The sequence below is a fragment of the Bartonella sp. MR90HLJMH genome (assembly GCF_042194115.1).
Lineage (GTDB): Bacteria > Pseudomonadota > Alphaproteobacteria > Rhizobiales > Rhizobiaceae > Bartonella > Bartonella grahamii.
This window is the reverse complement of the sequence record NZ_JBHIMM010000011.1, coordinates 31,169-57,440: the sequence shown is the minus strand read 5'-3', so window position 1 is coordinate 57,440 and position 26,272 is coordinate 31,169. Positions and strand designations below refer to the sequence as shown.

24 protein-coding genes are annotated in these 26,272 nt (G+C 35.7%); 20 read left to right on the top strand and 4 right to left on the bottom strand.

Features of this window, described 5'->3' with window-relative positions:
- Nucleotides 1–407: autotransporter outer membrane beta-barrel domain-containing protein (locus ACFIJ9_RS07675; RefSeq protein ID WP_375636522.1), on the top strand; the 407-nt coding region annotated here is incomplete at its 5' end.
- Nucleotides 408–798: 391 nt separating this feature from the next.
- The gene (ndk, locus tag ACFIJ9_RS07670; protein WP_375628682.1) at nucleotides 799–1,221 is read left to right on the top strand and encodes a nucleoside-diphosphate kinase; all 423 of its coding nucleotides are present in this window, start codon (nucleotides 799–801) and stop codon (nucleotides 1,219–1,221) included.
- Nucleotides 1,222–1,518: 297 nt separating this feature from the next.
- On the opposite strand, the gene pgsA is transcribed toward ndk, so the two are convergent.
- From pgsA to ACFIJ9_RS07655, 3 genes are all read right to left on the bottom strand, one after another.
- Nucleotides 1,519–2,100, bottom strand: a complete 582-nt coding sequence (gene pgsA, locus ACFIJ9_RS07665; protein ID WP_012754979.1) for a CDP-diacylglycerol--glycerol-3-phosphate 3-phosphatidyltransferase — start codon at nucleotides 2,098–2,100, stop codon at nucleotides 1,519–1,521.
- A 72-nt stretch (nucleotides 2,101–2,172) separates the two neighbouring features.
- Entirely contained in the window at nucleotides 2,173–4,152 is a 1,980-nt protein-coding gene (uvrC, locus tag ACFIJ9_RS07660; RefSeq protein WP_375636520.1) for an excinuclease ABC subunit UvrC, read from the bottom strand.
- A gap of 397 nt (nucleotides 4,153–4,549) precedes the next feature.
- Nucleotides 4,550–5,413, bottom strand: a complete 864-nt coding sequence (locus tag ACFIJ9_RS07655; RefSeq protein WP_375636518.1) for a 23S rRNA (adenine(2030)-N(6))-methyltransferase RlmJ — start codon at nucleotides 5,411–5,413, stop codon at nucleotides 4,550–4,552.
- Nucleotides 5,414–6,776: 1,363 nt separating this feature from the next.
- Between ACFIJ9_RS07655 and tatA the strand changes: the two genes are divergently transcribed.
- The 9 genes from tatA to ACFIJ9_RS07610 all read left to right on the top strand — a co-directional run bounded on the left by tatA (nucleotide 6,777) and on the right by ACFIJ9_RS07610 (nucleotide 15,508).
- Nucleotides 6,777–7,088 (top strand): twin-arginine translocase TatA/TatE family subunit, encoded by a 312-nt coding sequence (tatA, locus tag ACFIJ9_RS07650; protein WP_375636516.1) that lies wholly within the window; start codon nucleotides 6,777–6,779, stop codon nucleotides 7,086–7,088.
- A 55-nt stretch (nucleotides 7,089–7,143) separates the two neighbouring features.
- Nucleotides 7,144–7,548, top strand: a complete 405-nt coding sequence (locus tag ACFIJ9_RS07645) for a twin-arginine translocase subunit TatB (protein WP_375636514.1) — start codon at nucleotides 7,144–7,146, stop codon at nucleotides 7,546–7,548.
- The gene (gene tatC, locus ACFIJ9_RS07640) at nucleotides 7,545–8,327 is read left to right on the top strand and encodes a twin-arginine translocase subunit TatC (protein ID WP_375636512.1); all 783 of its coding nucleotides are present in this window, start codon (nucleotides 7,545–7,547) and stop codon (nucleotides 8,325–8,327) included. Before ACFIJ9_RS07645 ends, tatC begins: the two co-directional genes overlap by 4 nt.
- Before the next feature lie 61 nt (nucleotides 8,328–8,388).
- Entirely contained in the window at nucleotides 8,389–9,666 is a 1,278-nt protein-coding gene (serS, locus tag ACFIJ9_RS07635) for a serine--tRNA ligase (RefSeq protein ID WP_375636511.1), read from the top strand.
- Nucleotides 9,667–9,799: 133 nt separating this feature from the next.
- A complete protein-coding gene (locus tag ACFIJ9_RS07630; protein ID WP_375636528.1) occupies nucleotides 9,800–10,459 on the top strand; it encodes a protein-L-isoaspartate(D-aspartate) O-methyltransferase in 660 nt (219 codons plus the stop codon).
- A gap of 155 nt (nucleotides 10,460–10,614) precedes the next feature.
- Nucleotides 10,615–11,796 (top strand): peptidoglycan DD-metalloendopeptidase family protein, encoded by a 1,182-nt coding sequence (locus tag ACFIJ9_RS07625; protein WP_375636509.1) that lies wholly within the window; start codon nucleotides 10,615–10,617, stop codon nucleotides 11,794–11,796.
- Between the two features lie 688 nt (nucleotides 11,797–12,484).
- Nucleotides 12,485–12,937: a preprotein translocase subunit YajC gene (gene yajC / locus ACFIJ9_RS07620; RefSeq protein ID WP_375636508.1), complete on the top strand. Its 453-nt coding sequence runs from the start codon at nucleotides 12,485–12,487 to the stop codon at nucleotides 12,935–12,937.
- Between the two features lie 448 nt (nucleotides 12,938–13,385).
- On the top strand, nucleotides 13,386–13,772 hold the full coding sequence (locus tag ACFIJ9_RS07615) for an Mth938-like domain-containing protein (protein WP_012754989.1): 387 nt from the start codon (nucleotides 13,386–13,388) through the stop codon (nucleotides 13,770–13,772).
- Between the two features lie 875 nt (nucleotides 13,773–14,647).
- Nucleotides 14,648–15,508, top strand: a complete 861-nt coding sequence (locus ACFIJ9_RS07610; protein WP_375636505.1) for a phytoene/squalene synthase family protein — start codon at nucleotides 14,648–14,650, stop codon at nucleotides 15,506–15,508.
- A 729-nt stretch (nucleotides 15,509–16,237) separates the two neighbouring features.
- Here the strand turns inward: ACFIJ9_RS07610 and ACFIJ9_RS07605 are convergent.
- Nucleotides 16,238–18,127 carry a peptidyl-prolyl cis-trans isomerase gene (locus ACFIJ9_RS07605; protein ID WP_375636503.1) on the bottom strand — a complete coding sequence of 630 codons (1,890 nt, stop codon included), beginning with the start codon at nucleotides 18,125–18,127 and terminating at the stop codon, nucleotides 16,238–16,240.
- Nucleotides 18,128–18,279: 152 nt separating this feature from the next.
- Between ACFIJ9_RS07605 and tpiA the strand changes: the two genes are divergently transcribed.
- The 9 genes from tpiA to ACFIJ9_RS07560 all read left to right on the top strand — a co-directional run bounded on the left by tpiA (nucleotide 18,280) and on the right by ACFIJ9_RS07560 (nucleotide 26,197).
- A complete protein-coding gene (tpiA, locus tag ACFIJ9_RS07600; RefSeq protein ID WP_273788353.1) occupies nucleotides 18,280–19,044 on the top strand; it encodes a triose-phosphate isomerase in 765 nt (254 codons plus the stop codon).
- An 82-nt stretch (nucleotides 19,045–19,126) separates the two neighbouring features.
- Entirely contained in the window at nucleotides 19,127–19,579 is a 453-nt protein-coding gene (gene secG, locus ACFIJ9_RS07595; protein WP_273788352.1) for a preprotein translocase subunit SecG, read from the top strand.
- A 126-nt stretch (nucleotides 19,580–19,705) separates the two neighbouring features.
- A complete protein-coding gene (locus ACFIJ9_RS07590) occupies nucleotides 19,706–21,334 on the top strand; it encodes a CTP synthase (RefSeq protein WP_375636501.1) in 1,629 nt (542 codons plus the stop codon).
- A gap of 36 nt (nucleotides 21,335–21,370) precedes the next feature.
- On the top strand, nucleotides 21,371–22,207 hold the full coding sequence (gene kdsA, locus ACFIJ9_RS07585; RefSeq protein WP_375636499.1) for a 3-deoxy-8-phosphooctulonate synthase: 837 nt from the start codon (nucleotides 21,371–21,373) through the stop codon (nucleotides 22,205–22,207).
- Nucleotides 22,208–22,278: 71 nt separating this feature from the next.
- Complete coding sequence (gene eno, locus ACFIJ9_RS07580) at nucleotides 22,279–23,550, top strand: phosphopyruvate hydratase (RefSeq protein ID WP_273788350.1); 1,272 nt, start codon at nucleotides 22,279–22,281, stop codon at nucleotides 23,548–23,550.
- Between the two features lie 111 nt (nucleotides 23,551–23,661).
- Nucleotides 23,662–24,069, top strand: coding sequence for a TM2 domain-containing protein (locus tag ACFIJ9_RS07575; RefSeq protein WP_273788349.1), 408 nt, complete (start codon nucleotides 23,662–23,664; stop codon nucleotides 24,067–24,069).
- Nucleotides 24,070–24,451: 382 nt separating this feature from the next.
- Nucleotides 24,452–24,862, top strand: a complete 411-nt coding sequence (locus tag ACFIJ9_RS07570; protein WP_273788348.1) for a TM2 domain-containing protein — start codon at nucleotides 24,452–24,454, stop codon at nucleotides 24,860–24,862.
- A 383-nt stretch (nucleotides 24,863–25,245) separates the two neighbouring features.
- Nucleotides 25,246–25,698, top strand: coding sequence for a TM2 domain-containing protein (locus tag ACFIJ9_RS07565; protein ID WP_375628670.1), 453 nt, complete (start codon nucleotides 25,246–25,248; stop codon nucleotides 25,696–25,698).
- A 187-nt stretch (nucleotides 25,699–25,885) separates the two neighbouring features.
- Entirely contained in the window at nucleotides 25,886–26,197 is a 312-nt protein-coding gene (locus ACFIJ9_RS07560; RefSeq protein WP_012754998.1) for a septum formation initiator family protein, read from the top strand.
- Nucleotides 26,198–26,272 lie beyond the last annotated feature (75 nt).

The following is a 26,272-nucleotide window of genomic DNA, read 5'->3' as shown; positions in this document are numbered from 1 at the left end:
CAAAGAGCAGTTGGTTGCAGCCTTATGGACAATTTACATGGTTGCAAGTTGAGGGTAAAGAAATCAAGTTATCGAATGACATGATAGGTGACATGCGTCCATTCACTTCATTACGCAGTGAGGTTGGCATATCTTTAGGATATGAATTTGGTTCTCGTATGGATTCCTCATCACTTGCGTATATTACAGCAGCATGGTTGCGTGAGAATAAAAATGACAACCATACATTGATTAATCAACGGCATTCATTTACCACTGACTTATCGGGTAATGCAGGTAAGTTAGGAATCGGTTTGAGCAGTTTAGTGAGTGAGAAGTTAAAGTTATATGGTGAGGCACATTATGTTAAAGGACGTAAAACAAAACAGTCCCTTCAGGGTATTTTAGGTGTACGCTATAGTTTTTAATTATATGGTTATTTTTTGATAGATCTCAATGTGTGTAGAAGGATTTTCAAACCTAGATCGGAGTATCTAGGTTCATCCTCTTTAAAGAAGAAGGCTTTCAAAAAGATATATTTTGCATGTTAGGCTTTTCTTATGATTCTTTATTGCTTCAATGATAAATTTGATGAGAGGCATTTAAGATTATGTAAGAAGGTTCAATATTTATTGAGAGTCGGTAGCGCATCTTTATGATGGGATGAGAAATTAAAGGTATTTCTATTAAAGTTTTTTTTATAATTCATTCTATATTTTTGAGAATTTGTGTAGATTTTTGCAGAGTCACTTGGCAAAGGGCTTCTTGCTCGCTATAGAAATGGCGAGAGAATGTTATAAATGAAATAAAGGTGGTTAAATGGCTTTAGAGCGTACTTTTTCGATGATTAAACCAGATGCAACCCGTCGTAATTTGACTGGCGCAATTACTAAAATGCTTGAGGATGCGGAGCTACGTGTTATTGCGTCTAAACGTGTCTGGATGAGCAAACGTGAGGCTGAAAATTTTTATGCTGTTCATAAAGAACGCCCTTTTTTTAGTGAATTGGTGGAATTCATGTCTTCTGGTCCAACCGTTGTACAAGTTTTGGAAGGCGAAAATGCAATAGCTAAAAACCGTGAAGTAATGGGGGCTACGAATCCTAGTGATGCAGAAGAAGGGACAATTCGTAAGGTTCATGCTTTATCGATTGGCGAAAATTCTGTCCATGGATCCGATAGCGCTGAAACGGCAAAAACAGAAATCGCTTTTTGGTTTTCTGAGGTAGAAATTGTTGGTTAATAAAGCGTTTATAATAATAAAGCGTATATAAGAAGCAAAAATCCGAAACACTATATTTCGGTTTTTTGCTTATAAGATTATAGACTTTTTTAAAAGCATACGGAGCATTCATCGTTTTTTTAGCTTTTTACTATTTTTTTGAAGAGCTTTTATCTACATGCCACCCTTACTTGTAATGTGCAAAAGAGTGTTTTATTGATTTATCATTAATAGATTTAAAATGAATCAATCTTATGCTACTCTCATCTCTTATTTAAGTACAAAAAGATAAATTATCATTATAAATCTCCATACTATTCATAGGATAACGTGTTTTAAACCTGCACGAAAATAATCCCATCCTGTCCACAATGTAAGGAGGGCAGCAATCCACAGCATAGTAATGCCAAACTCTACTGTGTAAGGAAAAATTTTATTACCGGCTGGTCCAGCTAAAAGAAATACAATAGCGATCATCTGTACAAAAGTTTTCCATTTTGCAAGACGAGAGACAGGAACACTAACTTTTAACTCAGCCAAATATTCACGTAATCCTGATACAAGAATTTCTCTGCAAAGAATGATAATAGCTGCCCATAGTGTCCACCCAGCGATGGTACTGTCTGCGGCAAGCAAGAGCAAACAAGCAGAGACGAGAAGTTTATCAGCAATTGGATCTAACATGCGACCAATATTGGATGTTTGTTCCCAAATACGAGCAAGGTAACCGTCAAGAAAGTCAGTAATGGATGCAACGATAAAAATGGACACAGCAATCCAGCGAGTGATATCACTTGATTGTAATCGCCCTTCTAAAAAAAAGCATGCAACAACCATTGGGACTGCGACAATTCGTGCATAAGTTAAAATATTTGGAAAAGAAAAAGTATGATTTTTCATGGAGCCATTTTTAGTTCTTGTGAAAGAGAATATATTTCCTAAACGTAACAAGGCAAAGGTTATGAAACAAGCCTATTTTTCATGAAAATGGTTATGAATTTTTTGTGCAATTGTCATAGAAATTCCCGTAACTTTTTTTAAATCTTCAAGTGAGGCACTAGCAATAGCCTTGGCACTTCCAAAATGATGAAGCAACGCACGCTTTCTTGTCGGACCGATATTTTCGATTTCATCAAGTGGGTTTTTGAATGTTTCTTTTTTTCGTTTTATCCTATGAGCTCCAATTGCAAAACGGTGTGCTTCATCACGCAGACGTTGCAAAAAATAGAGGATAGGATCACGTGGAGGAAGTGTAAAGGGGGGGATACCTTTTATAAAAAATCGTTCACGTCCCGCATGGCGGTCAACACCTTTGGCGATTCCAACAACTGTGAAGAGGTCATTTAATTGTAATTCAGCAAGTATTGCATGTACGCTGTTGATTTGTCCTTCACCACCATCGATTAAGATAAGATCAGGCCAAATGGGAAAAAGATCATTATCTTTTATGTCATGACTTCTATTTGACTGATCATGCTCTTTTATAAGGCGTGAAAATCTTCGTTTAATCACTTCTTTCATCATGCCAAAATCATCGCCAGGCGTGATATCTATTGAGCGAATGTTGAATTTGCGATATTGATTTTTAACAAATCCCATCTGACCAGCAACAATCATAGCCCCTACAGCATTTGTTCCCATGATATGAGAATTATCATAGACTTCTATCCGGCGTGGAGGAAAAGGTAGTTGGAATGTTTTGGCAAGACCTTGAAGCAATTTTGTATGAGTGGCTGTTTCAGAAAGCTTATGTTCAAGTGCTTCATGAGCATTGAGATAGGCATGATTAACAAGAGTTTTCCGTTCACCTTGTTTGGGTAAAGAGAGAGACACTTTGTGATTTGCTTTGAGACTCAATGCTTCTGTAAGAAGTGTCTTTTCTTCAATTTCTTCAGATAAAAGGATGCTTTTGGGAAGTGGTTTATCATCGTAAAATTGGGCAAGAAAACTCGCTAAAATTTCAGTACAGGAAAAAGAGGGATCTGCTTTAGGAAAATAGGCACGATTTCCCCAATTTTGCCCCATGCGAAAAAAGAACACTTGAATACAGGTCATTCCTTCTTTTTGCGCAATTGCAAATACATCCGCTTCTTTTATCGTTTGAGGATTAATACCTTGATGGCTTTGTATATGAGAAAGGGCTGATAAGCGGTCACGATAGGAAGCTGCTTGTTCAAAATCAAGATTTTCTGCGGCTTTATGCATAGCTTGAACCATATTGTTTTTAACAGATTGATCTTTTCCCGAAAGGAACGCTTTTGCTCCCCTCAGCAGTTCTTTATAATCATTGTCACTAATTTCATGGGTACAAGGTGCAGAACATCGCTTAATTTGATAAAGCAAACAGGGGCGTGTACGGTTTTCAAAAACTGAATCAGTACAGGTTCGTAATAAGAAGGCGCGTTGTAAAACATGAACTGTTTGTGTCACTGCACCAGCAGAAGCAAAAGGACCAAAATAGTGAGCTTTTCGTGTTCGGGCACCACGATGTTTGTAAAGTCCAGGCGCTCGATGATCATCTGTAATCATAATATAAGGGAAACTTTTATCATCACGTAGTAATACATTAAAATGTGGATGCAATCTTTTGATGAGATTGGCTTCTAAAAGGAGTGCTTCTGTTTCTGTATGGGTGACGATAAATTCCATATGATATGTTGCGCGAATCATGCGGGTAATACGATTATTGTGTCCCTGTTCACGTGTATAGTTTGAAACGCGTTTTTTGAGATTACGAGCTTTGCCAATATAGAGAATATCACCATTTTTACCAATCATCCGGTAAACCCCTGGCTTATGCGGAAGGTGTCTAACAAACTCTTGTATGAATTTTACACCTTGGAATTGATTTTTCTCATTACTTTGATTGGCATTATTCCATGTAATGTTAGAGAGAAAAGAAAGCTTTTCCCGCTCATTTTTCGGACAATTTGTATTATTTTTCAGGACCATTCCGTTTATTAAGAATATGTTTTTTGTTTAATATATGAAATATTCTTTTTTATTAAATAATGATTATTTATATCCTTATAATTTTTTCTATAAATAACATCTTATAGCATAAGAGTATGATTTTAGAGAGCCGATTTTTCATAAAAAATATGAGAGTTGTTATTCTAAAACAGCTTTATGAATTTGCCCAATTTATTCATTAAAATGATTGGAATAGGAAATTCATGATGATTAAGAAGATAGACGTTCTAAAAGGGAAAAAATTAATTCACGCTGATCGTTATTAGCTTATCATTATAACGTGTTGATATTATTCAAAAAATCAAAGAACTTTATCATTTAATGCGTTTGTATCTTACAACATGATATTTGATTTAGAAAAAATACAGAGAAAGATCTAACATAATAGATGTTCTTTTTGAAGCCACTTATGCGTTATTTGGGCATTTTCATCTTGTCCCAGGCGATTGATAAGAAAGGGGCTGAGTTTTTTCATTTCTTCTTCCAAAAGGTAGGGAGGGTTAATAATAATCATACCACTTCCATTCATTGTCGGTGGACTTGAACTTTTTCGGATACGCATTTCAAGCTGTAGAATCTTAGGAATTCCTGTTTGATAAAGCGCGTGAAGAAAACTTTCAATTTCTTTGTCATATTTAACAGGATACCATAAAGCGTAGATCCCTCCAGAAAAGCGACGATAGGCTTTCGTTAATCCCTCAATAAGGCGGAAAAATTCTCCAGTTTTTTCAAAGGGAGGGTCAACAAGGATAAACCCACGTTTTTCTTTTGGTGGTACATGAGCATTTAAGGAAAGCCAACCATCTAAATGCAGAACTTTTGTCTGATAATCTCCGGCAAAGTTTTTTGCTAAAATATGATAATCTTCATTGTGCAATTCTATTGCGGTGAGGCGATCTTGTTTCCGTAATAATTGACGAATAAGAACAGGAGATCCAGGATAAAATACAATTTCTTTTTCCCCTTTATTGAGGGCATCAATGATATTACACCATGGACAAAGGAGTGCTCTTAAATCTTCTGGGAGAGGAGTTGAAAAAAGTCGTTGGACACCTTCGCGATACTCTCCTGTTTTATGTGCTTCTAAAGAAGAAAGGTCATAAATACCGATTCCAGCATGCGTATCTATAACGCGAAAAGCTTTTTCTTTGCGTTTGAGATATTCTACAATGCGAGTGACAATAATGTGTTTAAAAACATCAGCAAAATTGCCAGCATGATAAATATGCCGATAATTCATGGAATAAACTCTATCATATGTATAACTGTACCGGATTATTAGCATAGAATATTAGTGAAGTTTGTTAAAAAAATTAAGGTTATCTTTCAAATTCATTCATAAATTTACTTGTTTAAAGATTAAAGAATTTAAAATGCTTGATAAAAACATTATTACATTTATCAGTTTTTTTAGCGAGCGTAAAATTATGGATAGAGCAATAAAGTGCTGGTATTATAGTGATAGATTTTTGTAAAAGTGTGGATGAATCTCATTGGTTTAAGCGGAGCCCAAGCTTTACATTATACACGCTAAATGGCTAGATTATTGTGTATGGTGCTAAAACAAAACTTTTGAAAAGTGATATGCTCTCTGCAAGCGATCTCAATAAAATGAGCGATTTTTAACTAAAGTAAATAGGTTTATCTATTTCTAACACTGTATTATCTAGCGGCTTTATGAGATAATCTTATAAAAAGACTAGGATAAGAAATTCTTTTACATGGATTATGCTTCGATTCCATGCTTTTGATTGAATGTAATTTTCTATTAATGCCTATTCTGTTTTCAATACTGAGATAAGTTAAGCACATGATATTATGAGAACGCATGCCCAGAATCCGGAGACTTGTAATAGTTAGGGCATGCAGCGGTTCAAAGAGCTGGTTATATGGAGGTATTTTACTGAATAAAGGCGCAAGCTGGTACCATTTTTATTTTTTAGCAGTATTGCCATACCTCTTGGCCACTTGACCTGATTCATAAAGTGCATTTTTACTCTTTCCGCTAATAGTTTTTATCCACACGACAGATATTTAATTGAATGCGATGATGGCTTATATTTCGTATTGTATATGGAATAATGGATGATAAAATTCCCACCAACGCAAAGAATAAATATTATGCGTAAGATGATAGTTTTTAAAGAGACTGATGATGTTTCAAGAAAGTTTTTTAGAGATTTTTCTTTCTGATTTTTTTTAATTAAATACGTAAAATTTTTTACAGCATGTTATGATCTTTATCAGTAACGGATAATTTGGAGGAAATGTTTGTAATGATACGTACAACTTTGTTTAAAAGGAAAGACATGAGCTATAGTATTTACAGGAAGATGAGTAACCTAAGAGATCAGATGGAGTTATTTTAGAAAAGTTTTTAAGCCTTTTGAATTTTGTATGAAGCGGTTTATCATTTTTGAATGGTTTGTGTTATAATACGCTAAAAAGGGATGAGAGGATAAAAAGTTCTTTTGCAATAAAAGCGTGTGATTGCTTTTAAGTTAAGAAGAAAATATATAAGTAAGATATTATATTTGATACATTCTTCAGAGGAAGCATGAATAAATGAAATCGAATTTACAAGCATAAAGTTAGAGAGAGTAATGGGTAATATTTTTTCACCAACGCATTTAATTATAATTTTACTGATTATCTTTGTGCTTTTCGGTCGCGGTAAGATTTCTGAATTAATGGGCGATGTTGCTAAGGGAATTAAAGCCTTCAAAAAAAATATGAAGGAAGAAGATGACGGCATTGAGGATAAAGTTGAAATGGCTACTACTTCCCAAATAGTTGATGTAGAATCTCAACAATCTCAGCCGTTATCGGTAAAACATGTAACAGCGCGCAGAAAGGCTTCTTCTGCTTCTAAAAGAAGCAAAACATCTGTTGCTAAAAAACAGCGTGTCAAATAACAAAAACGTAATCATCATTGTGCGTTATTTTTTGATGAGGAAGTCGAATTAAGAGATGTTTGGGATTGATGGACCAGAGTTTGTCGTAATCTTACTTATTCTCATCATTGTTGTTGGACCGAAAGATTTACCTAAAATATTAAAGACAATAGCAAAGGTAAGAGCTCATATGTGTTTAATGGCAAATGAACTTCGTCATCAGTTTGAAGATGCAATAAAACAAATCGAGCTCGACGATTTGCAAAAAACATATTCGGATACTAGCGATTCAAGCAAGAAGTTGACAGAGACTTTTGATCCCATTCAAAATACATTAGAAGATATCCACGATAATTTGGATGTTAAGGCAACACACCATAAATCAGAAAAAGGTAAAGAATTTTTGGAATGCGATCACAACGTAACCAATAAAGATATGACAGGATCTATAGCTTCTAAAGATAAAGAAGATGTGTCATGAATGTTAACAAAGACGAAGTTGATGCCCATATGGCACCACTTTTGGAACATTTAATTGAACTTCGTCAGCGAATTATTGCTGCCTTGGTTGCATTTATGATCGCTTTTATGATGTGTTTTCTTGTTAAAGATTATATCTTAAATTTTTTACTATGGCCATATCAGTGGGCAATGAAAATAGCAGGGGGTAATCCTGAGGGTATTCGTTTGCAATCAACGCAAGTATGGGAAACTTTTTTAACGAAGATGAAGCTTTCTGCTTTTGGGGGAATTATTTTATCTTTTCCCTATACGGCTTTTCAGTTTTATAGTTTTATTGCACCAGGGCTTTATAAAAATGAGCGTATGGCTTTTTTACCATTTCTCATTGGGGGGCCTATTTTATTTTGTATTGGGGGAGCGTTTGTTTATGGTCTATTGGCGCCAATAATACTATGGTTTAGCCTTTCTCAACAATTTCTTCCAGATGTTCATTTAAAAATAGAGTTTATAGTGCGTATTTCTGATTATTTGGGCTTTATGACATCCTTTATCCTAATTTTTGGTTTGATTTTTCAATTACCTCTTGTCATCAGTCTTTTAACAAAAGTTGGATTTTTAACGTCTCATGATTTGGTGTCTAAACGAAAATGGGCTATTTTACTCTCTTTTATCATTGCGGCAATCATAACGCCGTCGGATTTTTTTACGATGTTTGCAGTGGCTTTACCAACGATAGCACTTTACGAGATTTCAATTTTAATTGCTTACAGTATAGAAAAGAGAAGAAAATCCGCTTAAGAAAAGTGTATAATCTTATGCGACAAGAAATGAATAAAAACAATATAAATGAGGAATTTTTATGCTTGATATTAAGTGGATTCGTGACAATCCTGAGAAATTAGATAAAGCACTCGTAAGTAGAGGTCTTGAGCCACAAGCTGAAAGGTTAATACAACTTGATCTTGCACGTCGGTCGCATATTGCTAAGGTGCAATTGGCGCAGGAACGTCGCAATGCGGTTTCAAAGGAAATAGGACAGGCTTTAGCGGTATCTGATCAGCAAATGGCTGAAAGCTTTAGAGCTGAAGGTGAAGAGATTAAAGTCTTTCTTTCCTCTGCAACAGCGGAAGAAAAACAGCTGACGGAGAGTCTTGAGAAAATTCTTTCAGCACTTCCAAATATTCCATTAGATGATGTTCCAGAAGGTAAAGATGAAAGTGATAATGTCGTCATTCGACATTTTGGTACACTTCCAACATTTAATTTTACACCAAAGGAACATTTTGATCTTGGTCAAGATCTCAAGCAGATGAATTTTGAACGAGCTAGTCGTTTGTCTGGAACACGTTTTACAATACTTTCAGGGGCGTTAGCACGGCTAGAACGAGCATTAGGCCAATTTATGCTTGATGTGCATGTCAATGAGCATGGTTATACAGAAGTCTCAATACCTTTTCTTGTTCGTGATGAGATTGTTTACGGAGCAGCACAATTGCCGAAATTTGCTGAAGACCTTTTTCGTACAACAGATGGTCGATGGCTTATTTCTACAGCAGAAGTGCCATTAACCAATTTGGTCAACGATGAAATTCTTGAAATATCAGATTTACCACTGCGATTTTCTTCTTTATCTCCCTGTTTTCGTTCAGAGGCGGGAGCAGCCGGTCGTGATACGCGCGGTATGTTGCGTCAGCATCAATTTTGGAAAGTTGAAATGGTCTCAATTACCAGTGAAGAACAGTCTTTAATTGAATTAGAACGTATGACGGAATGTGCAGAAGATATATTAAAACGACTTGGTTTGCCTTTTCGCACAGTGGTTCTTTCTACGGGTGATATGGGGTTTGCAGCACGTAAAACCTATGACATCGAGGTTTGGCTTCCTGGTCAAGAATGTTATCGTGAAATTTCTAGCTGTTCAGTTTGTGGAGATTTTCAAGGTCGTCGTATGAATGCGCGTTATCGTAAAGAAGGCGATAAAAAATTGCATTTTGTTCATAGCCTTAATGGTTCTGGTACAGCTGTTGGACGTTGTCTTATTGCCGTGCTTGAAAATTATCAACAGGCTGATGGATCAATTATTGTTCCAGATGTTTTACAACCTTATATGGGAGGCATGCGTTGTATTACTGCTTAATTTTACGAAAGGAGAGACAATATGCGTTTATTGCCAAGAGGTGATGATATGCAAACGCAAGTTTTTGCCATTTTAAAAGAAGCAGTTTGTCAGTATGATAAAAGTGCACCTCCATTGGAGATTGAATGATACTATGGGGCAAAAGGGTATTTTACAATTTCGTGAGGAGTTAGCCGCTCTTGTACTGAAAATGCGTAGCAAAGGCATTGATGACGTGCGATTTTTTTCGGCATTAGAGAAAATTCCGCGTCAACAGTTTGTTTCTGCTCCTTGGTTTAATAGTGCTTATGATAATAAAGTTATTCCCCTTGAGTGTGGTGAATATATGGAACGTTTGGAAGAACAACTCTTAATTCTTTCGGCATTATCGTTGAAAAAAAGGCATCGCGTTTTAGAAATCGGTACAGGATCTGGTTTTTGTACTGCGCTTATGGCATGTCTGAGTGACCGTGTGACAACGATTGATCGTTATAAAACGCTTGTTGATTTGGCACGCCAAAAATTTCAAACTTTAGGAATTGAAAATATTATTATACGGCAGATTGATGGAAGTCATAGTGTGACAGGTTTGGGATCATTTGATCGCATTCTTATTTGGCCATCACGTTTTGATGAACCCAAGGAATTTTTAGAACTTTTAGCTGAAAACGGAATTCTCATTCAGGCGATAGGACCTGACGAAGGGGTACAAGCGGTGACGCGCTATACAAAAATTGGTAGTCGATTTGAGTGTTTAGAACTGTTTCAAGTGCGTTACCAACCTTTTATTAAAGGCATTGCGGAGATACTTTAATTTTTAAAAGTTAAGAAATAGCCGCAAATAGCCTACGTTAAATTCATTTTGATCTTATATAAAGATATTTATGAATAAAACATCTCATTTTAACTCTTCGGTAATTTAAAAAAGCTTTAATGGAGTGAGTTGATTATTGATGAGTGAGCAAAACGATGCGTTTAAAAGCTTTGGATAATATTTTCCAGCATAATTTTCAGAGAATAACTTTTTTAGCGGTGGTAACTATTGTTGCTGGTTGTAGTTCTGGTACACAGCGTTTTTCCAATATTGTCTCTCATCGTACGGTATCATCTCAATCAAATATATCGAGTACTATGTCTACAGATCCGCGAATGCTATCGTACGGTAGCGGTATGATACAAAGCACTGAATTGCCACCTGTGGAATCAAGCGATGATTCGTGGGGAGATGACAATTCTCCCTATAATTTTCCACATCAAGGTAGGATAACTTCTTCTGATGGTCGCGTTATGGGAGTCCCTCCACGTAATCTTGGAACACTTTCCCGTTCACAAATGGATAAATCTCCTATTTTTCGGCGGAACTCTTATATTGTCCAGAGTGGAGATACACTGCTCAGTATTGCACGACAAATAGGGGTTAGTGTTGAGGCATTAAAATTAGCAAATGGTATAAACAGCAATTCCATTTATATCGGTCAGGTACTTGTTGTTCCAAGCAGGCGTACATTAGCAGCTTCAAATGCACACACTAATAACGATTGGGCAGTGTCAAAAACAGAATCTGCATTCCAATCTCAAGTGATGTCCTCTATAAAAAACAAGAAGTCCTCTCCTATATATAAAGCGCCTGTAACAACGCCCCCTTCTGCAAAGATGAACAAATCAAGTTCTGAGAAAAGTTTTTCTAAACAGATGACGCAATTGAATCATGAGACTGGTTTATCAAGTACTGTTACGAATACCGATAATATGACGACTCCGCAAGCCACAGGAATTTCTAAGATGCGTTGGCCAGTACGAGGGCGTTTATTAAGCCAGTTCGGTCAAAAAAAGGGAACAGTAATGAATCGAGGAATAGATATTGCAGTGCCGGAAGGATCTTCGGTAAAGGCGGCAGAAAATGGTGTTGTTATTTACGCGGGAGATGGATTAAAAGAGCTTGGTAATGTTGTGATGATTCGACATGAAAATAATATTATCACTATTTATGGATGTAACAGTAAGCTTGTTGTTAACAAAGGACAAAGGATAAGACGTGGTGATGAGATTGCTAAATCTGGTGTTTCAGGAAATGTTAAAACGCCACGTGTCTATTTTGAGATGCGTAAGAATTCATTACCTGTTGATCCCCTTAAATATTTAGAAAACTAATTTATTGATGATTTTTAAATTTAAATAGTCTTATAGTTTATAGAAACTTCATGAAAAACAATTGATTTTCTTAAATCAATAACACTGCAGCAAAAAAATCATTGCTTTAAGGAGAGCAGTTCGTTGGGGTCGTTAGATATTACCATCTTTGTGTCTATGAAAGTGTAAAACAATAGTATCATACTTATTTGTCAGCTTTCAGTGTTTCAACGGCTCTTGCATTTGAGAGAAGCATGAAAAGAGATATTTCACGCCTTTCTTAAAAAGTTTTTATCTACAGGCTCATTTCATATGTGAGACGTGCAAAAAAATCGTTTTGATTAATTCAGAGGGTTTGAAATGAGAGCATTTTACTGTATTTATGTCTGTCATTCGATATCAAAAACGATAAATTATCTATATAAATTAAAGTTTTTTCATTAGAAAAATTATCTTGTATCATTTATTGAGTTAGTGAAAAGGTTTACATTGTAGGATATATAATAGGGAAAAATGAATCTATTTTTAAAGATTTTTCTCATTGTATTTTGGTATTCTGTCTCTTAAGGATTTATTGCATTTTTGTAAAGCTGTGATTAGATTATGTAGTTATTGCTTTTTATAATAAATTCTTTAAGAATTTTTTCTGAATCGGAATTTTATTTTAATAGAGTGGGGAATACCTGAAGTTTAACTATAGGAGATAAAAATGTTTATTACGAACGCTTATGCTCAAGTTGCAGGCGATGTTTCCGGTGGATTTTCATTTGTTAGCGCTGTCCCACTCATTTTAATTTTTGCAATTATGTATTTTTTTATCATTCGTCCACAGCGTACCCAAATGAAAAAACGCCAAGAAATGCTTAATGCAGTACGTCGTGGTGATACAGTTATAACGGGTGGTGGTATTATCGGCAAGGTTACGAAGGTTCACGACGAGAGTGGTGAATTAGAGGTTGCAATTGGTGAGAGTATGAATATTCGTGTTATTCGCTCAACATTAGCTGATGTGCGCGTTAAAGGTGAGCCGATTGCAGAAAAAAAATCAAAGCTTAATGCTAAAGCAGAAACATCACAAAAGTCTAAATCTAAAACGACAACGAAAGAAAATATGAGTGTCTCTAAAGAGAAAAAAGCTATATCAAAAGAAAATGAATCTTAAGGTGTAATGGCAGTTTATTACATTTTTTAAGCATTTTTATAAAAAGCTTGGCAAGATCAAGACAATTTCATTGGAAAAGTGGCTTTTATAGTGGATACAGAAAATCGAGTTTTTGTTTCCTTGAGATTATTAAAATAGTTGCTTTATTTATAGAATATTACGCAATTTTTTTCTGTTTTTTAAACAAGATCATTGTTTCTATAAAAAGAAACTTGTGAGTAAATAAACTGAGAAAACTTTTTAAAAGGTAGATTTATTTAAGCAGGTAGAGCATTTGATCGCGGTTTATTATCAAATTTTCATATACTTGCTGTATGAGAAGATTAAGGTTTTATATAAAATTTTCACTTCAATACTAGGCTATGGTTAACATATCAATGTTTGTATCAGTCTTCCTTTAATTTTTATGGTAAGAAGTAGCAAAGACAAAAATAAAGGGTGCTTTTTCATGTTCGATGCAATTCAAATTCGTGAAGCACATTTTCCAAGTCGCGCACCTATTGATGCTTATGGAAATGGTGGATTTCGTTTTGCTGATATGTCTCATAGAGGTTCTATTATTTGTGTACCATCGGGTATTTATGGTATTGACATGGCAGGGCCTATTCCCACTCAAGGGGATCTATCTCGTATTTTAGAAGAAGCTTCTGAAATCGAAGTTTTATTAATAGGTACTGGAATTGAATTATTGCGATTACCTGAAGAGTTACGGGTGCTTTTATGGGAAAAACGTATTTCATCAGATACAATGAGTACGGGAGCGGCGGTGCGTACATTTAATGTTTTATTGGCTGAAGATCGCGCTGTTGCGGCATTATTATTTGCGGTAGAATAGAGTATTGTTTAATAAAACAAATGCTCTCGTCTAGTATGAAAGACTTGTGTGATTATTTTACTGCGCCGTAAAATACCGTCGTTTAAAGTGGTGATAGAAGGGGAATAAAATATACATAACTTAACACATTAAGTGTTTTTAAATACAGTAGCAAGTATTCAGGGCAGAGCTTGTTCGTAGTTCAATGAATCACATGAGTGATCAACTCTTGGCACTTGAGACAGTTCATAGGAGGCATTTTTAATTCTTTCTTATACAGTTTTTACCTACAAGTCAGCCCCGCTTGTGATATGCAAGGGAATAGTTTTGATTGATTCAACATGGAATTGGTTTGAAATGCAAGCATTCTACGATATTTGAGATTCTAATTTAACATATAAAACAATGAATTATCATTATAAATAAATGCGTTGATAGTAATAGAAACTCACCGAGAGCAATTGGATTTTTTACAAATTGGTATTGGTAAGAATCTTTGTTCTTTAGTATGGGGAGGAGGTCAATGATTTGATGAAGTTTTTGTGATCAGTGTATTTTTTATAAAATAACATTGTCATCTATTCAGTAAAAAGTGTTTTGCGTTGTTTGTTATTCTAAGTTTCACTATGCATGTTACGATTAGTTTTTAGCTTTTTTTACTGCAAATGAAAACTTGAAGTCCGATAAGACAAGTTTTATCAGAAAAGTTATTTATTTAATTTTTTTCTTTCTAAAACGAAAAGTGACTAGAAAAGAAATTTTAATTCATAATACAGTTAAGAGACACATTTAAAAATCTTATTTTCTGAACTGTATTTGCTTATCCCTCATTTTTTAATATGAATAAAAAGAGGATATTAATTTCATTACTAAAAAAGGGACGTTAATAGGTTTAAATGATAGGCTCTCTTCCTTATTGTCTTGATATTTTACGTACCATAGATCGTGATCGCTATATATCGGTTTTATTTGCGCCTAAAAAAAAGCGCCAAGCATTGGCTGCTCTTTATGTATTTAATGCTGAAGTTTCTCGTATTCGCGAAAGTGTACATGATCCACTCATAGGAGAAATACGGTTACGTTGGTGGTATGATTCTATTGCTCATGGTGAAATGCAAACGAGTGGAAATAATCCGATTTTGAGTGATTTATTGAAAGCAATAACTCTTTTTAATTTACCTAAGACAGCTTTTTTACGTTATTGTAATGCACAAATTTTAGATCTTTATCACAATCCAATAGAAACACTTCATGATCTAGAGCATTATTGTGGTGAGACAGCAAGCATAATTTTACAGCTTTCTTGTCAGATATTAGATCCTGATACTGCACAAGAGTTTACAGATATCTATGAACATGGAGGGATTTCTCAAGGATTAAGCGGTGTATTGCGTCTTTTATCATTCATGCAATCACGATATCAATATTATTTACCTACTGATATATTAAAGGCTGTAGGAGTGAATAGGGAAGATTTGGAATCTCATCGTCTCAGTGATCAACAAAAGGATCGTATTGTTGAAGCTATGGTAGCATTATCGCGCGATCATTATACCAAATTTTACGAGTATTCTTGTGCTTTACCTAGAGTTCTTAAGCCAGCTTTTCTTCCATTGGTCATTGTTCCAGCTTCTCTTCAAAAAGCTATACAGCTGGGTGCTGCAATTTTTCAAGAGAGTGCAACGTTGCCATTGATATATCGCTATTGGTTGATAACAAGGGCAGCAATAAGCGGCAATTTTCCAAAGATATTGTAAAAGAATATTAGCACGTTGAAATGCGTAACATATAGACTGATTTTCTCATATGAAAATAAAAGGAGCTATGGTGTTTCCAAACCATTTTTTTGTTATAAAAAATGTTGATGTTTTGGTTGTTATGAGCGCAAAAGAATAAGAAATTTTATGAGAGAAGTTGTCTTGGCAGTCTATGAGTTTATAAAAAACTCTTATTTTTGAGAAATCATAATTGATGACTGTTATGATTTATGAATATATTGATTTATAATGATAATTCGTTTTTTCTCATATTGAATGAGAGTCTTGAATAGAAAAAGATTTCTTCATTTTTATAATGAATTTTAAAAATAGTTTTTTGTATACTATAAGTTGGGTGTGTAAATGAAATCATTTAAAGAAAAAGCAATACGCTCCTTATGAATGAGTATTAAGAGTAGCAATATGATAAGCTATAAATGAATGACGATAGGGATGACATTTATAGCTTAATGGGTATAGCTTAGTGTGCGACAAATTTTACAACCTTTGGATGGATAATATTTTTTAATGCGTTGCAAAAACGACTCTACATTCCATTGACTATTTTCTCGCAAATCCATACATGCACTGATTTGCGAGAGAATTAATCATTATACAAATGTTGATCCTAAGATATGCAAACAAGAGACCTATCTTACCTCTTCAACTATAGACGAAGAGCTGATGGAAACTTTATCAAATAAGTTCTTTAAATTATGTACAACCTTTTTATTGGAGAGCGTTAAAGATCTGATTATAATTTGTGCTATTAATTTCCAAAGGATGTTCTTTATTGGCAATTTGTAGCATTTCTAGCTTGAGATCTTCTCTTATCATCATATCTATATTGGCGCGGACCTCAGTTGAAAGAGTATGAGGCGTGATATCTTTAGGCATGGTGACAGTCTTTATTTGATAAATGATACGGTTTGTTGCAAGTGGACCTTTTATGATGCCATAATGACCTTTGGGAGCAGAAAATAATGCTTTAATCCCTTCAACGCCAAGAGGGTCAGATGAGTCTTGACGCCGGAGGGCTGGTGTTGTTTGTTTTGTAACACCAAGGGTACGAGCAAGAGCAACAAGACTTTTTCCTTCCGTGAGCTGTTTGAGAGCATTTTGAGCTTTTTCATCAAGAAGACGTTGAATTTCCTCACTTTTCCATTGAGAAAGAACATCTAGCTTAGCCTCTTCAAGTGTTTTATCGCGGGCAGGAATAATTTTATCGACCTTATACCAGAGATATCCACCATTTTGAAAAGAGAGAGGATCAAGATCGACTCCTTCATTTGATTGATAGATGGCATTCAGTAAAATATCTTTTTGAGGTAAATCCGTGAGTGCTGCACCTTCAAGCGTTTTTCCCGTTTTATCAATGGTAATTGTGCGCAAAGATAACTTGTATTGGTCAGCTAGCTCTTTGAGAGAAGCACCCTCAAAACGAGCATTTTCAATGGCTACATAATTGTTACGGATATCATCAGTAGCACGATTTTTGGCAAGTGTTTGGCGAATATTTTCTTCGACCTTTTCAAAAGGAAGAGAGCTTGAGGGTTCAATATGCGTGACGCGAATGATAATAGGTCCCTGTAAGTCATTTATCACAGTACTGACTTGGCCTTGTTGAAGTTCAAAAATTTCAGAGGCTAGATGACTAGGAAGTTCATTTTCTGCGAGAGGACCTTTTTTTATGTCATTAAGAGTCTTGTTTTCAGCTTTTACCAGTTCATCAAAACTCAATCCATCAGCTATTTTTTTTGCTGCATTATCGGCTTCTTCACGTGAGGGGAATTGCAGTTCCTCGAATGTACGCTTTTCAGGCGTTACAAAACGTGAAGCATTTTGTGTATAATAGGCTTTTGCCTCATCTGTTGAGATATCTTTAGGTTTTACAAAATCATTAAGTTCCATAGATAGCAAAGAGACAGTGCGGTATTCTGGAGCACGAAATTGACTTTGATGTGTTTTAAACCATTTTTGTAGTGTTTCGTCATCAGGATCAGCAATTGTTTCCTTTTCTTTTAGATCAATAACGAGATAATCAGCAATACGCATTTCTCCTTGATAAAGAGCAAGTGCTTTATAAAAGAGATTTGGTGCTTTCATATCAGAGAGTAAAGCTGAAATAAGTTGGTTACGCTTTTCTTGTTTGGTGTAATAATTAAGAAAAGCACTTTCACTAATACGTAAATGCTGAAGATAGTTATAAAACAAATTTTTATCAAAAGTGCCATTTACTTGGAACATCTTATCAGAACCAATCGTATGAGCTATCGTATCTTTTGAAAGACTTATTTTCATTTTACGTACTTGTTCATCAAGCAATACATTTTGTTGTAATTGATTAAATACAAAAGCAGGAATTTGGTATTGCTGCATTTCATTTGCTGTAAACATTCGTCCAAGATGAGCAGCATATGCTAAACGAGCGCTTTGATCGGCAAGTGCAAGACGATAATCATCGACAGTTACTGTGGACTTTCCAGAAGTAATAAGATCTCTTTCACTTTTTTTGTGTAATTGCGGTATTCCCCATAGAAGAATGAAGCATAAGAGTAAAATAGCAAGGAAAATTCTAGAAATCCAAGAATTTGTAGCATTTCTTATGATGTCAAGCATTGTTCAAGTCCATTTTTAATGTGAATTATTATCAAAGCTAATGGAATTTGCAATAAAGAGATGAAAGATGCAAGCTTTAAAGACTTGCTTTCATGTTATAATTTGGTAACTACAGATAAACAATGTATTGTAAGAGCTCTTGAGGTGAAAATATGTCTCCAAATACTCGGCCTTTTCTTGCTGGAAATTGGAAAATGAATGGAACGAGTGAATCGCTTGGAGAGTTGCGTGCTATTGCTACAGGCGTTAGCTCTGATCTCAATCATCTTTTTGAGGCGCTTATTTGCGTCCCAGCAACGCTTTTATCTCGTGCTTCTGATATGCTGGATGGTGAAAATCTCCTTTTGGGAGGACAAAATTGTCATTTTGATGATCATGGTCCCTATACTGGAGATATTTCAGCTTTTATGCTTAAAGAAGCAGGAGCAAGTCATGTCATTATTGGGCATTCAGAACGTCGTACAGTGTATCAGGAAAATGATGCGATTGTCTGTGCCAAAGTGCAAGCTGCGTGGCGAGCAGGTCTTGTGGCCCTTGTGTGTATTGGTGAAACATTGGAGGAGCGTAATGATAATAAAGTGCTGGATATTCTCACGCAGCAGCTTGAAGAATCTTTACCAGATGATGCAACAGCAGAGAATACCATTATCGCTTATGAACCTGTTTGGGCGATAGGCACCGGCAATACAGCGACTCCAGAAGATATTGCAAAAGTACATCATTTCATTCGTGATAAGGTGCGTTCTCGTTTTAGTGATGAAGGCAATAAGATACGTCTGCTTTATGGTGGGTCCGTAAAGCCATCCAATGCATTTGAGCTTTTAAGCATTCCTCATGTTAATGGTGCTTTGATAGGTGGAGCAAGCTTAAAAGCGATTGATTTTTTAACTATTTGCGATGTTTGTCGTAAACTATAGTAGAGAAATTTGAGTTTCCCCTTGGATTGTGTATTATTTATGTGTAAATAGCTATGAAAGAGTTATTTGAAGAGCAGGGTTTATGCAAACAGTACTTATAATTATTCATTTGTTGATTGTGATTACTTTGGTTGGTGTTATATTAATCCAACCTTCAGAAGGTGGTGGGCTAGGTGTGAGTAATAGCTCAGGGTTGATGAAAACTCGTGGATCTCGAAACCCTTTAACACGTTTGACTGCTATTTTAGCCTGTTGTTTTTTTGTTGTGTCTATTGGGCTTACCGTGGTGGGTAATATATCAAATTCTAGTTCTGATATTTTAAAGCGTATACCGGTTAATTCAGAGCAGAATTCTACCAATAAAGCCTCAGAATCAGTCCCATCATCAGATGGTGAGTCTTCCCCTTCTATTCTTGAACAGCTAGGAGGCAATTCGAATTCTCCGCAGGAACAGAAACAGTCCACAAATCCTGAAGCAGAAAGCCCAGTTCCACCGGTTCTTGAAAACACAGTTCCGGATAACAGTACGAAATAGTTTTTTAAGAAAATATAGACTTTTTAAAAGGTGATTTTTTCACCTTTTTTATTTTAGAAGAAAAATTGTTTCTTTTTGCATTTTTTGCTGGAAAAATCATTATAAATTGCTTATCACCATAAGCCCATGGCACGTTATGTTTTTATTACTGGTGGTGTGGTTTCTTCCCTTGGAAAAGGCATCGCAGCGGCGGCGTTAGCAGCGTTATTACAGGCTCGTGGCTACCGTGTACGTCTTCGAAAACTTGATCCTTATTTAAATGTTGATCCAGGTACGATGTCACCTTATCAACATGGTGAAGTATTTGTGACCGATGATGGTGCAGAAACGGATCTTGACCTTGGTCATTATGAGCGTTTTACTGGGCGGTCTGCAAATAGCCAAGATAATATCACAACAGGGCGTATTTATCGCAATATCATTGAACGAGAGCGGCGTGGTGATTATTTGGGGGCAACAGTTCAAGTTATTCCTCATGTTACGGATGAAATTAAGAGATTCATTACGATGGGAAATGAAGAGTTTGATTTTGTTTTGTGTGAGATAGGGGGAACGGTTGGTGATATTGAAGCAATGCCTTTTCTAGAAGCGATTCGTCAGCTTCGCAATGAGCTACCAAGACAAAGTGTCGTTTATGTCCATCTCACATTAATGCCTTATATACCTTCGGCAGGTGAATTAAAAACGAAACCAACACAACATTCTGTCAAAGAATTGCAAGCAATTGGTATTTCTCCTGATATTTTGCTTGTACGTGCAGATCGATCTATTCCAGAAACAGAACGGTGCAAATTATCACTTTTTTGTAATGTTCGCTCCAATGCAGTCATTCAGGCATTAGATATGCCAACAATTTATGATGTTCCTATGGCATATCATAAGGAGGGGTTGGACTCTGAAGTTCTTTGCGCTTTTGGAATCGATTCGGCACCTTCTCCTCAGATGGATCGTTGGGAAGATATTACGCATCGTATTCACCATCCTGAAGGAGAAGTTACGATTGCTGTTGTAGGAAAATATACGGGTTTAAAGGATGCTTATAAATCTCTTATTGAAGCGATTGCGCATGGTGGTTTAGCGAATAAAGTAAAAGTTAATATTGAGTGGATTGATTCGGAACTTTTTGAAAAAGAAGATTCTGTTTCAGCTTTGCAAAAAGCCCATGGAATTTTGGTTCCAGGTGCTTTTGGGGCACGAGGGGCAGAAGGAAAGATTCGAGCAATTCAATTTGCACGAGAGCGTAAAGTTCCATTTTTAGGGATTTGTTTTGGGATGCAATTAGCTTGTATAGAGGCTGCGCGCAATATTGCACAGATTAAGAATGCTTCATCAAGTGAGTTTTGCGAAACAGAAAATCCAATTGTAGGTTTAATGACAGAATGGCTTAAAGGAGACGTTCTTGAAAAACGTACAAGAAACGGTGATCTCGGCGGATCAATGCGTCTTGGTGCTTTTGCTGCTGAATTAAAAGAAGAGAGTCATATTGCTCAAATTTATGGGATGATCAAGATTGTCGAGCGACATCGTCATCGGTATGAGGTCAATATTGATTATAAGGATAAGTTAGAACAGTGTGGTTTGATTTTTTCTGGGATGTCTCCTGATGGTATTTTACCAGAAACTATAGAATATGCAGATCATCCATGGTTTATTGGTGTTCAATATCATCCAGAATTAAAATCCCGTCCTTTTGATCCACATCCGCTTTTTTCTTCTTTTATTGAAGCCGCTGTAGAACAAAGTCGATTGGTTTAATGCATAAATTGGGTTACTTTGCTTTTGAGGGATAAAATGACTAAACCAAATGCCCGTGTGAAAGTTAGAAATATTATTTTTTCAAATGAAATGCCTCTTTCATTAATTGCAGGGCCGTGTCAGATGGAAAGTCGCGATCATGCTTTTGAAATGGCTGGTCGTATTAAAACAATTACCGATCAGCTTGGTATCGGGTTTGTTTATAAATCGAGTTACGATAAAGCTAACCGAACTTCTTTAGGGGCGGCACGTGGTATTGGTCTTGAAAAAGCAATGGCTGTTTTTTCTGATTTAAAAAAGGAGTTTGATTGTCCCATATTAACTGATGTGCATACAGAAGAGCAATGTACAATTGTTTCTTCTACGGTTGATATTTTACAAATACCGGCTTTTTTATGTCGTCAAACAGATCTTTTGGTAGCAGCCGCCAAAACAGACTGTGTTATTAACATTAAAAAAGGTCAGTTTTTAGCGCCGTGGGACATGGAGAATGTTTTAAAAAAGGTTGTTTACAGTGGTAATCCCAATGTTATGCTTTGTGAGCGAGGCACATCATTTGGTTACAACCGACTTATTTCTGATATGCGTTCATTGCCTATTTTACGTTCATTTGGTGCTCCTGTTATTTTTGATGCAACGCATTCTGTTCAAGAACCTGGGGGGCAGGGTGCTTCATCTGGTGGACAGCGTCAATTTGTTGAAGTTTTAGCACGTGCGGCTGTTTCTGTTGGGGTAGCAGGTATTTTTTTAGAAACGCATCAAGATCCAGATAATGCACCTTCTGATGGACCCAACATGGTTAAACTTGATAATTTAAAAAGATTGCTTGAGACTTTAATGGAGTTTGATTATCTGTCAAAGAAGTTGAATTAAGAAGAGAAAAAATATTTTATTAATAGGGCATTAGAAATGAATCGAGACTTTTATTGGATAAGGAAACACATATGACTATAATTGTCGATATCATTGGACGTGAGGTTCTTGATAGCCGTGGTAATCCAACGGTAGAAGTTGATGTTCATTTGGAGAATGGAGCTTTTGGTCGTGCTCTGGTTCCATCGGGAGCTTCAACAGGAGCACACGAGGCTATAGAGCTTCGTGATGGTGGTTTGCGCTATCAAGGGAAAGGTGTTGAAAAAGCGATTGCTGCAGTTAATGGCGAAATTCTTGAAGAACTTGGTGGGCGGGATGCAACAAATCAAATCGCTATTGATCAAGCAATGATTGCTTTGGATGGAACGCCAAACAAAGCCCGTCTTGGTGCCAATGCACTTCTTGGTGTTTCATTAGCTGTTGCGAAAGCAGCTGCGGATTCATTAAATTTACCTTTGTATCGTTATATTGGTGGTACACAAGCGCATATTCTTCCAACCCCTATGATGAATATTATTAATGGTGGCGTTCATGCTGATAATTTGATTGATTTTCAGGAGTTTATGATTATTCCTATAGGAGCCCCTACTGTAAGAGAAGCTATCCGTTATGGCGCTGAGATTTTCCATGCATTGAAAAAGCGTTTAAAAGATGCGGGTTATAATACCAATGTTGGTGATGAAGGTGGTTTTGCACCTCAATTTAAAAGTGCTGATCAAGCAATTGATTTTATTATGGAATCTATTACAACATGTGGCTACAAACCAGGGGAACAAATTGCCATTGGTTTAGACTGTGCTTCAACCGAATTTTATAAAAATGGTTCGTATTTTTATAAAGGTGAGGGGAAATGCCGTGACATCCAAGAGCAGGTAGATTATTTAGCGCAGCTTGTGAAAAATTATCCTATTATTACAATTGAAGATGGAATGGCTGAGGATGATTGGGAAGGTTGGAAGTTACTCACTGACACAATTGGAGAAAAATGTCAGCTTGTTGGCGATGATTTGTTTGTAACGAATTCAGCACGTTTGCGTGATGGTATCAAAATGGGGGTAGGCAATTCTATTCTCATAAAAGTTAATCAAATTGGTACATTGAGTGAAACACTTGATGCTGTAGAAGTAGCACATAAAGCAGGTTATCGTGCCATTATATCTCATCGTTCAGGCGAAACAGAGGATTCTTTTATTGCAGATCTTGCTGTTGCAACGAATTGTGGACAAATTAAAACAGGTTCTCTTGCACGTTCGGATAGATTAGCAAAATACAATCAACTTATTCGTATTGAAGAAATGCTAGGGGCCCAAGCGCGTTATGCTGGTGATTTATATCGTGTATAGTTGTGAGCACAAAATATGAAAGTATAAGATCATTTAGACTATGAAATTGAGATTTCTTATCAAAGGCATATACGCAATAATTTTTAAGTGTTTAAATTTATAGGGATTAAGATGAGAGGTATAATTATTAGTCAAGATCAAGGAACTTATCTCGTTTCGGGTGATGATGGTAAACGTTATCAGTTTGCGACTTGGGATTGGATGGGAAAGAATCCGCCAAGGATCGGTTATACTGTTGATTTTGTCTGTGAGGGGGGTGTTGTCAGTTCTGTTTTTCCATTGTTGAGACCAGGTACAGAGAATTCAAAGATAATGTTCGCACTCCTTTGTTGGTGTTCAGGTATCTTTGGTGTTCATCGCTTTATGGTTGGTAAAGTTCGGACTGGTGCTTTAATGCTGATTCTATCTTTATCATTGTTTGGATTGATAATTACCGGTATTTGGGCAATTGTTGATTTTATACTCATTCTTGGTGGAAGATTTACGGATAAAGACGGGAATCAGATTACAGATTTTTAAAAATTTATAATAAAAAGAAAATAATTAAGTTTACTTTTTATTTTGATCAATATAGTAAGCTGCATAATGCAAGATTGTTGTACTCTATTTCTTTAATGTGAGATCTTAAGAGAAATATGCACAGTTGAATAAAAGTATTGAAAAAGGCTGTGCTATTTTATGTGGGTAAAACAACGGCGTAAATCCACTAAGGTGTGTTTTGTATTGCTGCTTATAGCTGCAGAAAACATTAGCTCATTGGGGGGATCAAAACTATTTTAATTTCACGTTTATCACGGCTGCTACAAATTTTATTTACACCGTGAGGTTAATCAGCATATTATAAAAAGAAATAATCTCTTTATGAATAACACATGAGGAGAAGCTTTATAGGTGGTCGAGGATGAAAGGTAAGATTATTGGTCAGGATCAAGGAGATTATTTTGTTTCTGGGGCTGATGGTAAGCGTTATCAATTTACGAGTTGGGATTGGTTAGGAAAAAAACCACCAAAAGTGGGTGATACCGTTGATTTTGTATATGAAGATAATGTTGTTAAATCTGTTCTCCCTCTTTTGAGTAAATCGCAGTCAGAAAAATCAAGATTGGCGATAGCACTTGTTTGTTGGTTTTTTGGATGGTTGGGAATTCATCGCTTTATGGCTGGTAAAGTTGGAACGGGCATTGCAATGCTTCTTATAACGATAACAGGTATAGGGCTGTTAGTTACTATACCGTGGTCGTTTATCGATTTTATAGTTATTTTATCCGGATATTTTAGGGATGAAAATGGGGATAAAATTATAAATTGGTAGAAATTTTAGAATAATATAAAATGTAAAGAGCTAAGAATTTTCTTTACTTTTAATGTTGTCAATATATTAATTTAATAATGTAAATTATTTTAGTCTATGTCTTTAAATGTGAAATATTAAAGAAAATTATGAATATTTAAATAAAACTATTGAAAAAGACTGTACTATTTCATATGAAAAAAGCAAAGGTGCAAATCGAACAGCGTGCTTTGTATTACCACTTGTAATTGCGGGAATTTTAAGTTGTTGGGGGATTTTTAGCTTTTTAAATTGTCATATATCACGGTGAATACAGACTGTATTCATGCTGTGAGGTTTATTCAACATATTATCATATTAGAAGAAAAGCTTCTTTATGAATAACAATTTTATAGGTGGTGAAGATGAAAGGTAAGATTATTGGTCATGATCAAGGAGATTATTTCATTTCAGGGGCTGATGGTAAGCGCTATCAGTTTGCGAATTGGGATTGGTCAGGAAAAACGCCGCCGAAAGTTGGTGACGTCGTTGATTTTGTGTGTGAAGGGGATACCATTAAATCTATTTTCCCTATCTTGACTGAAGGTCAGTCACAGCAATCAAAAGTGACGTTAGCGGTCGTTTGTTTTTTTCTAGGTGGACTAGGAATTCATCGTTTTATGGTTGGTAAAGTTGGAACGGGCATTGCAATGCTTCTTATAAATATAATAAGTGTAATACTTATAATAAGTGTAATATTTATGCCGGTAGGGCTTATAGGAGTTTTTTTGATAATTACACCTTGGGTATTGATTGATTTTATAGTCATTTTAACAGGAAATTTTAAAGACAAAGATGGGTGTAAAATCACAAGTTAGTGGGATATCCAATATTTGTAATACAAAAAGTGGGGCATTCAGCTTACTTTGATTGTATTTAAGGGGGGGATAAATTGGTGATAACAAATTGTTTGAGTGTATAGATTTGGTAATGAGGTATTAATCAAAATCGTGCATAGTTGGGCAAAATATTAAAAAATTTGTGCTGTAAAGACTGTGCTATTTTATGTGGACAAAGCAGAAACGTCGATCAATCAAAGTGCGCTTTGTACTACCTCTTATGACGGTGGGAGTCTTAAGCTATTTCAGTTATCACATTTATCATGGTGAGTATGGATTGTATTCACGCAGTGAAGTTAATCAGCATATTAGCGAATTAGAAAAGGAGCTTCATAAAATAGAAGCTGAGCGGATATTCATGGAAAAGCGTATTTCTCTTTTACGCAATGGACATATAGAAAAAGATATGCTGGATGAGTATGTCCGAAAGAATTTGAACTTTTCTAAGCCAAATGAACTGACAATCTTAATACCTTGAAATGATACCAAAGGTAAATGAAAAATCGCTTAATTTAAACAACAATCAGCAATGATATTGTTTAAGCCGATTGAT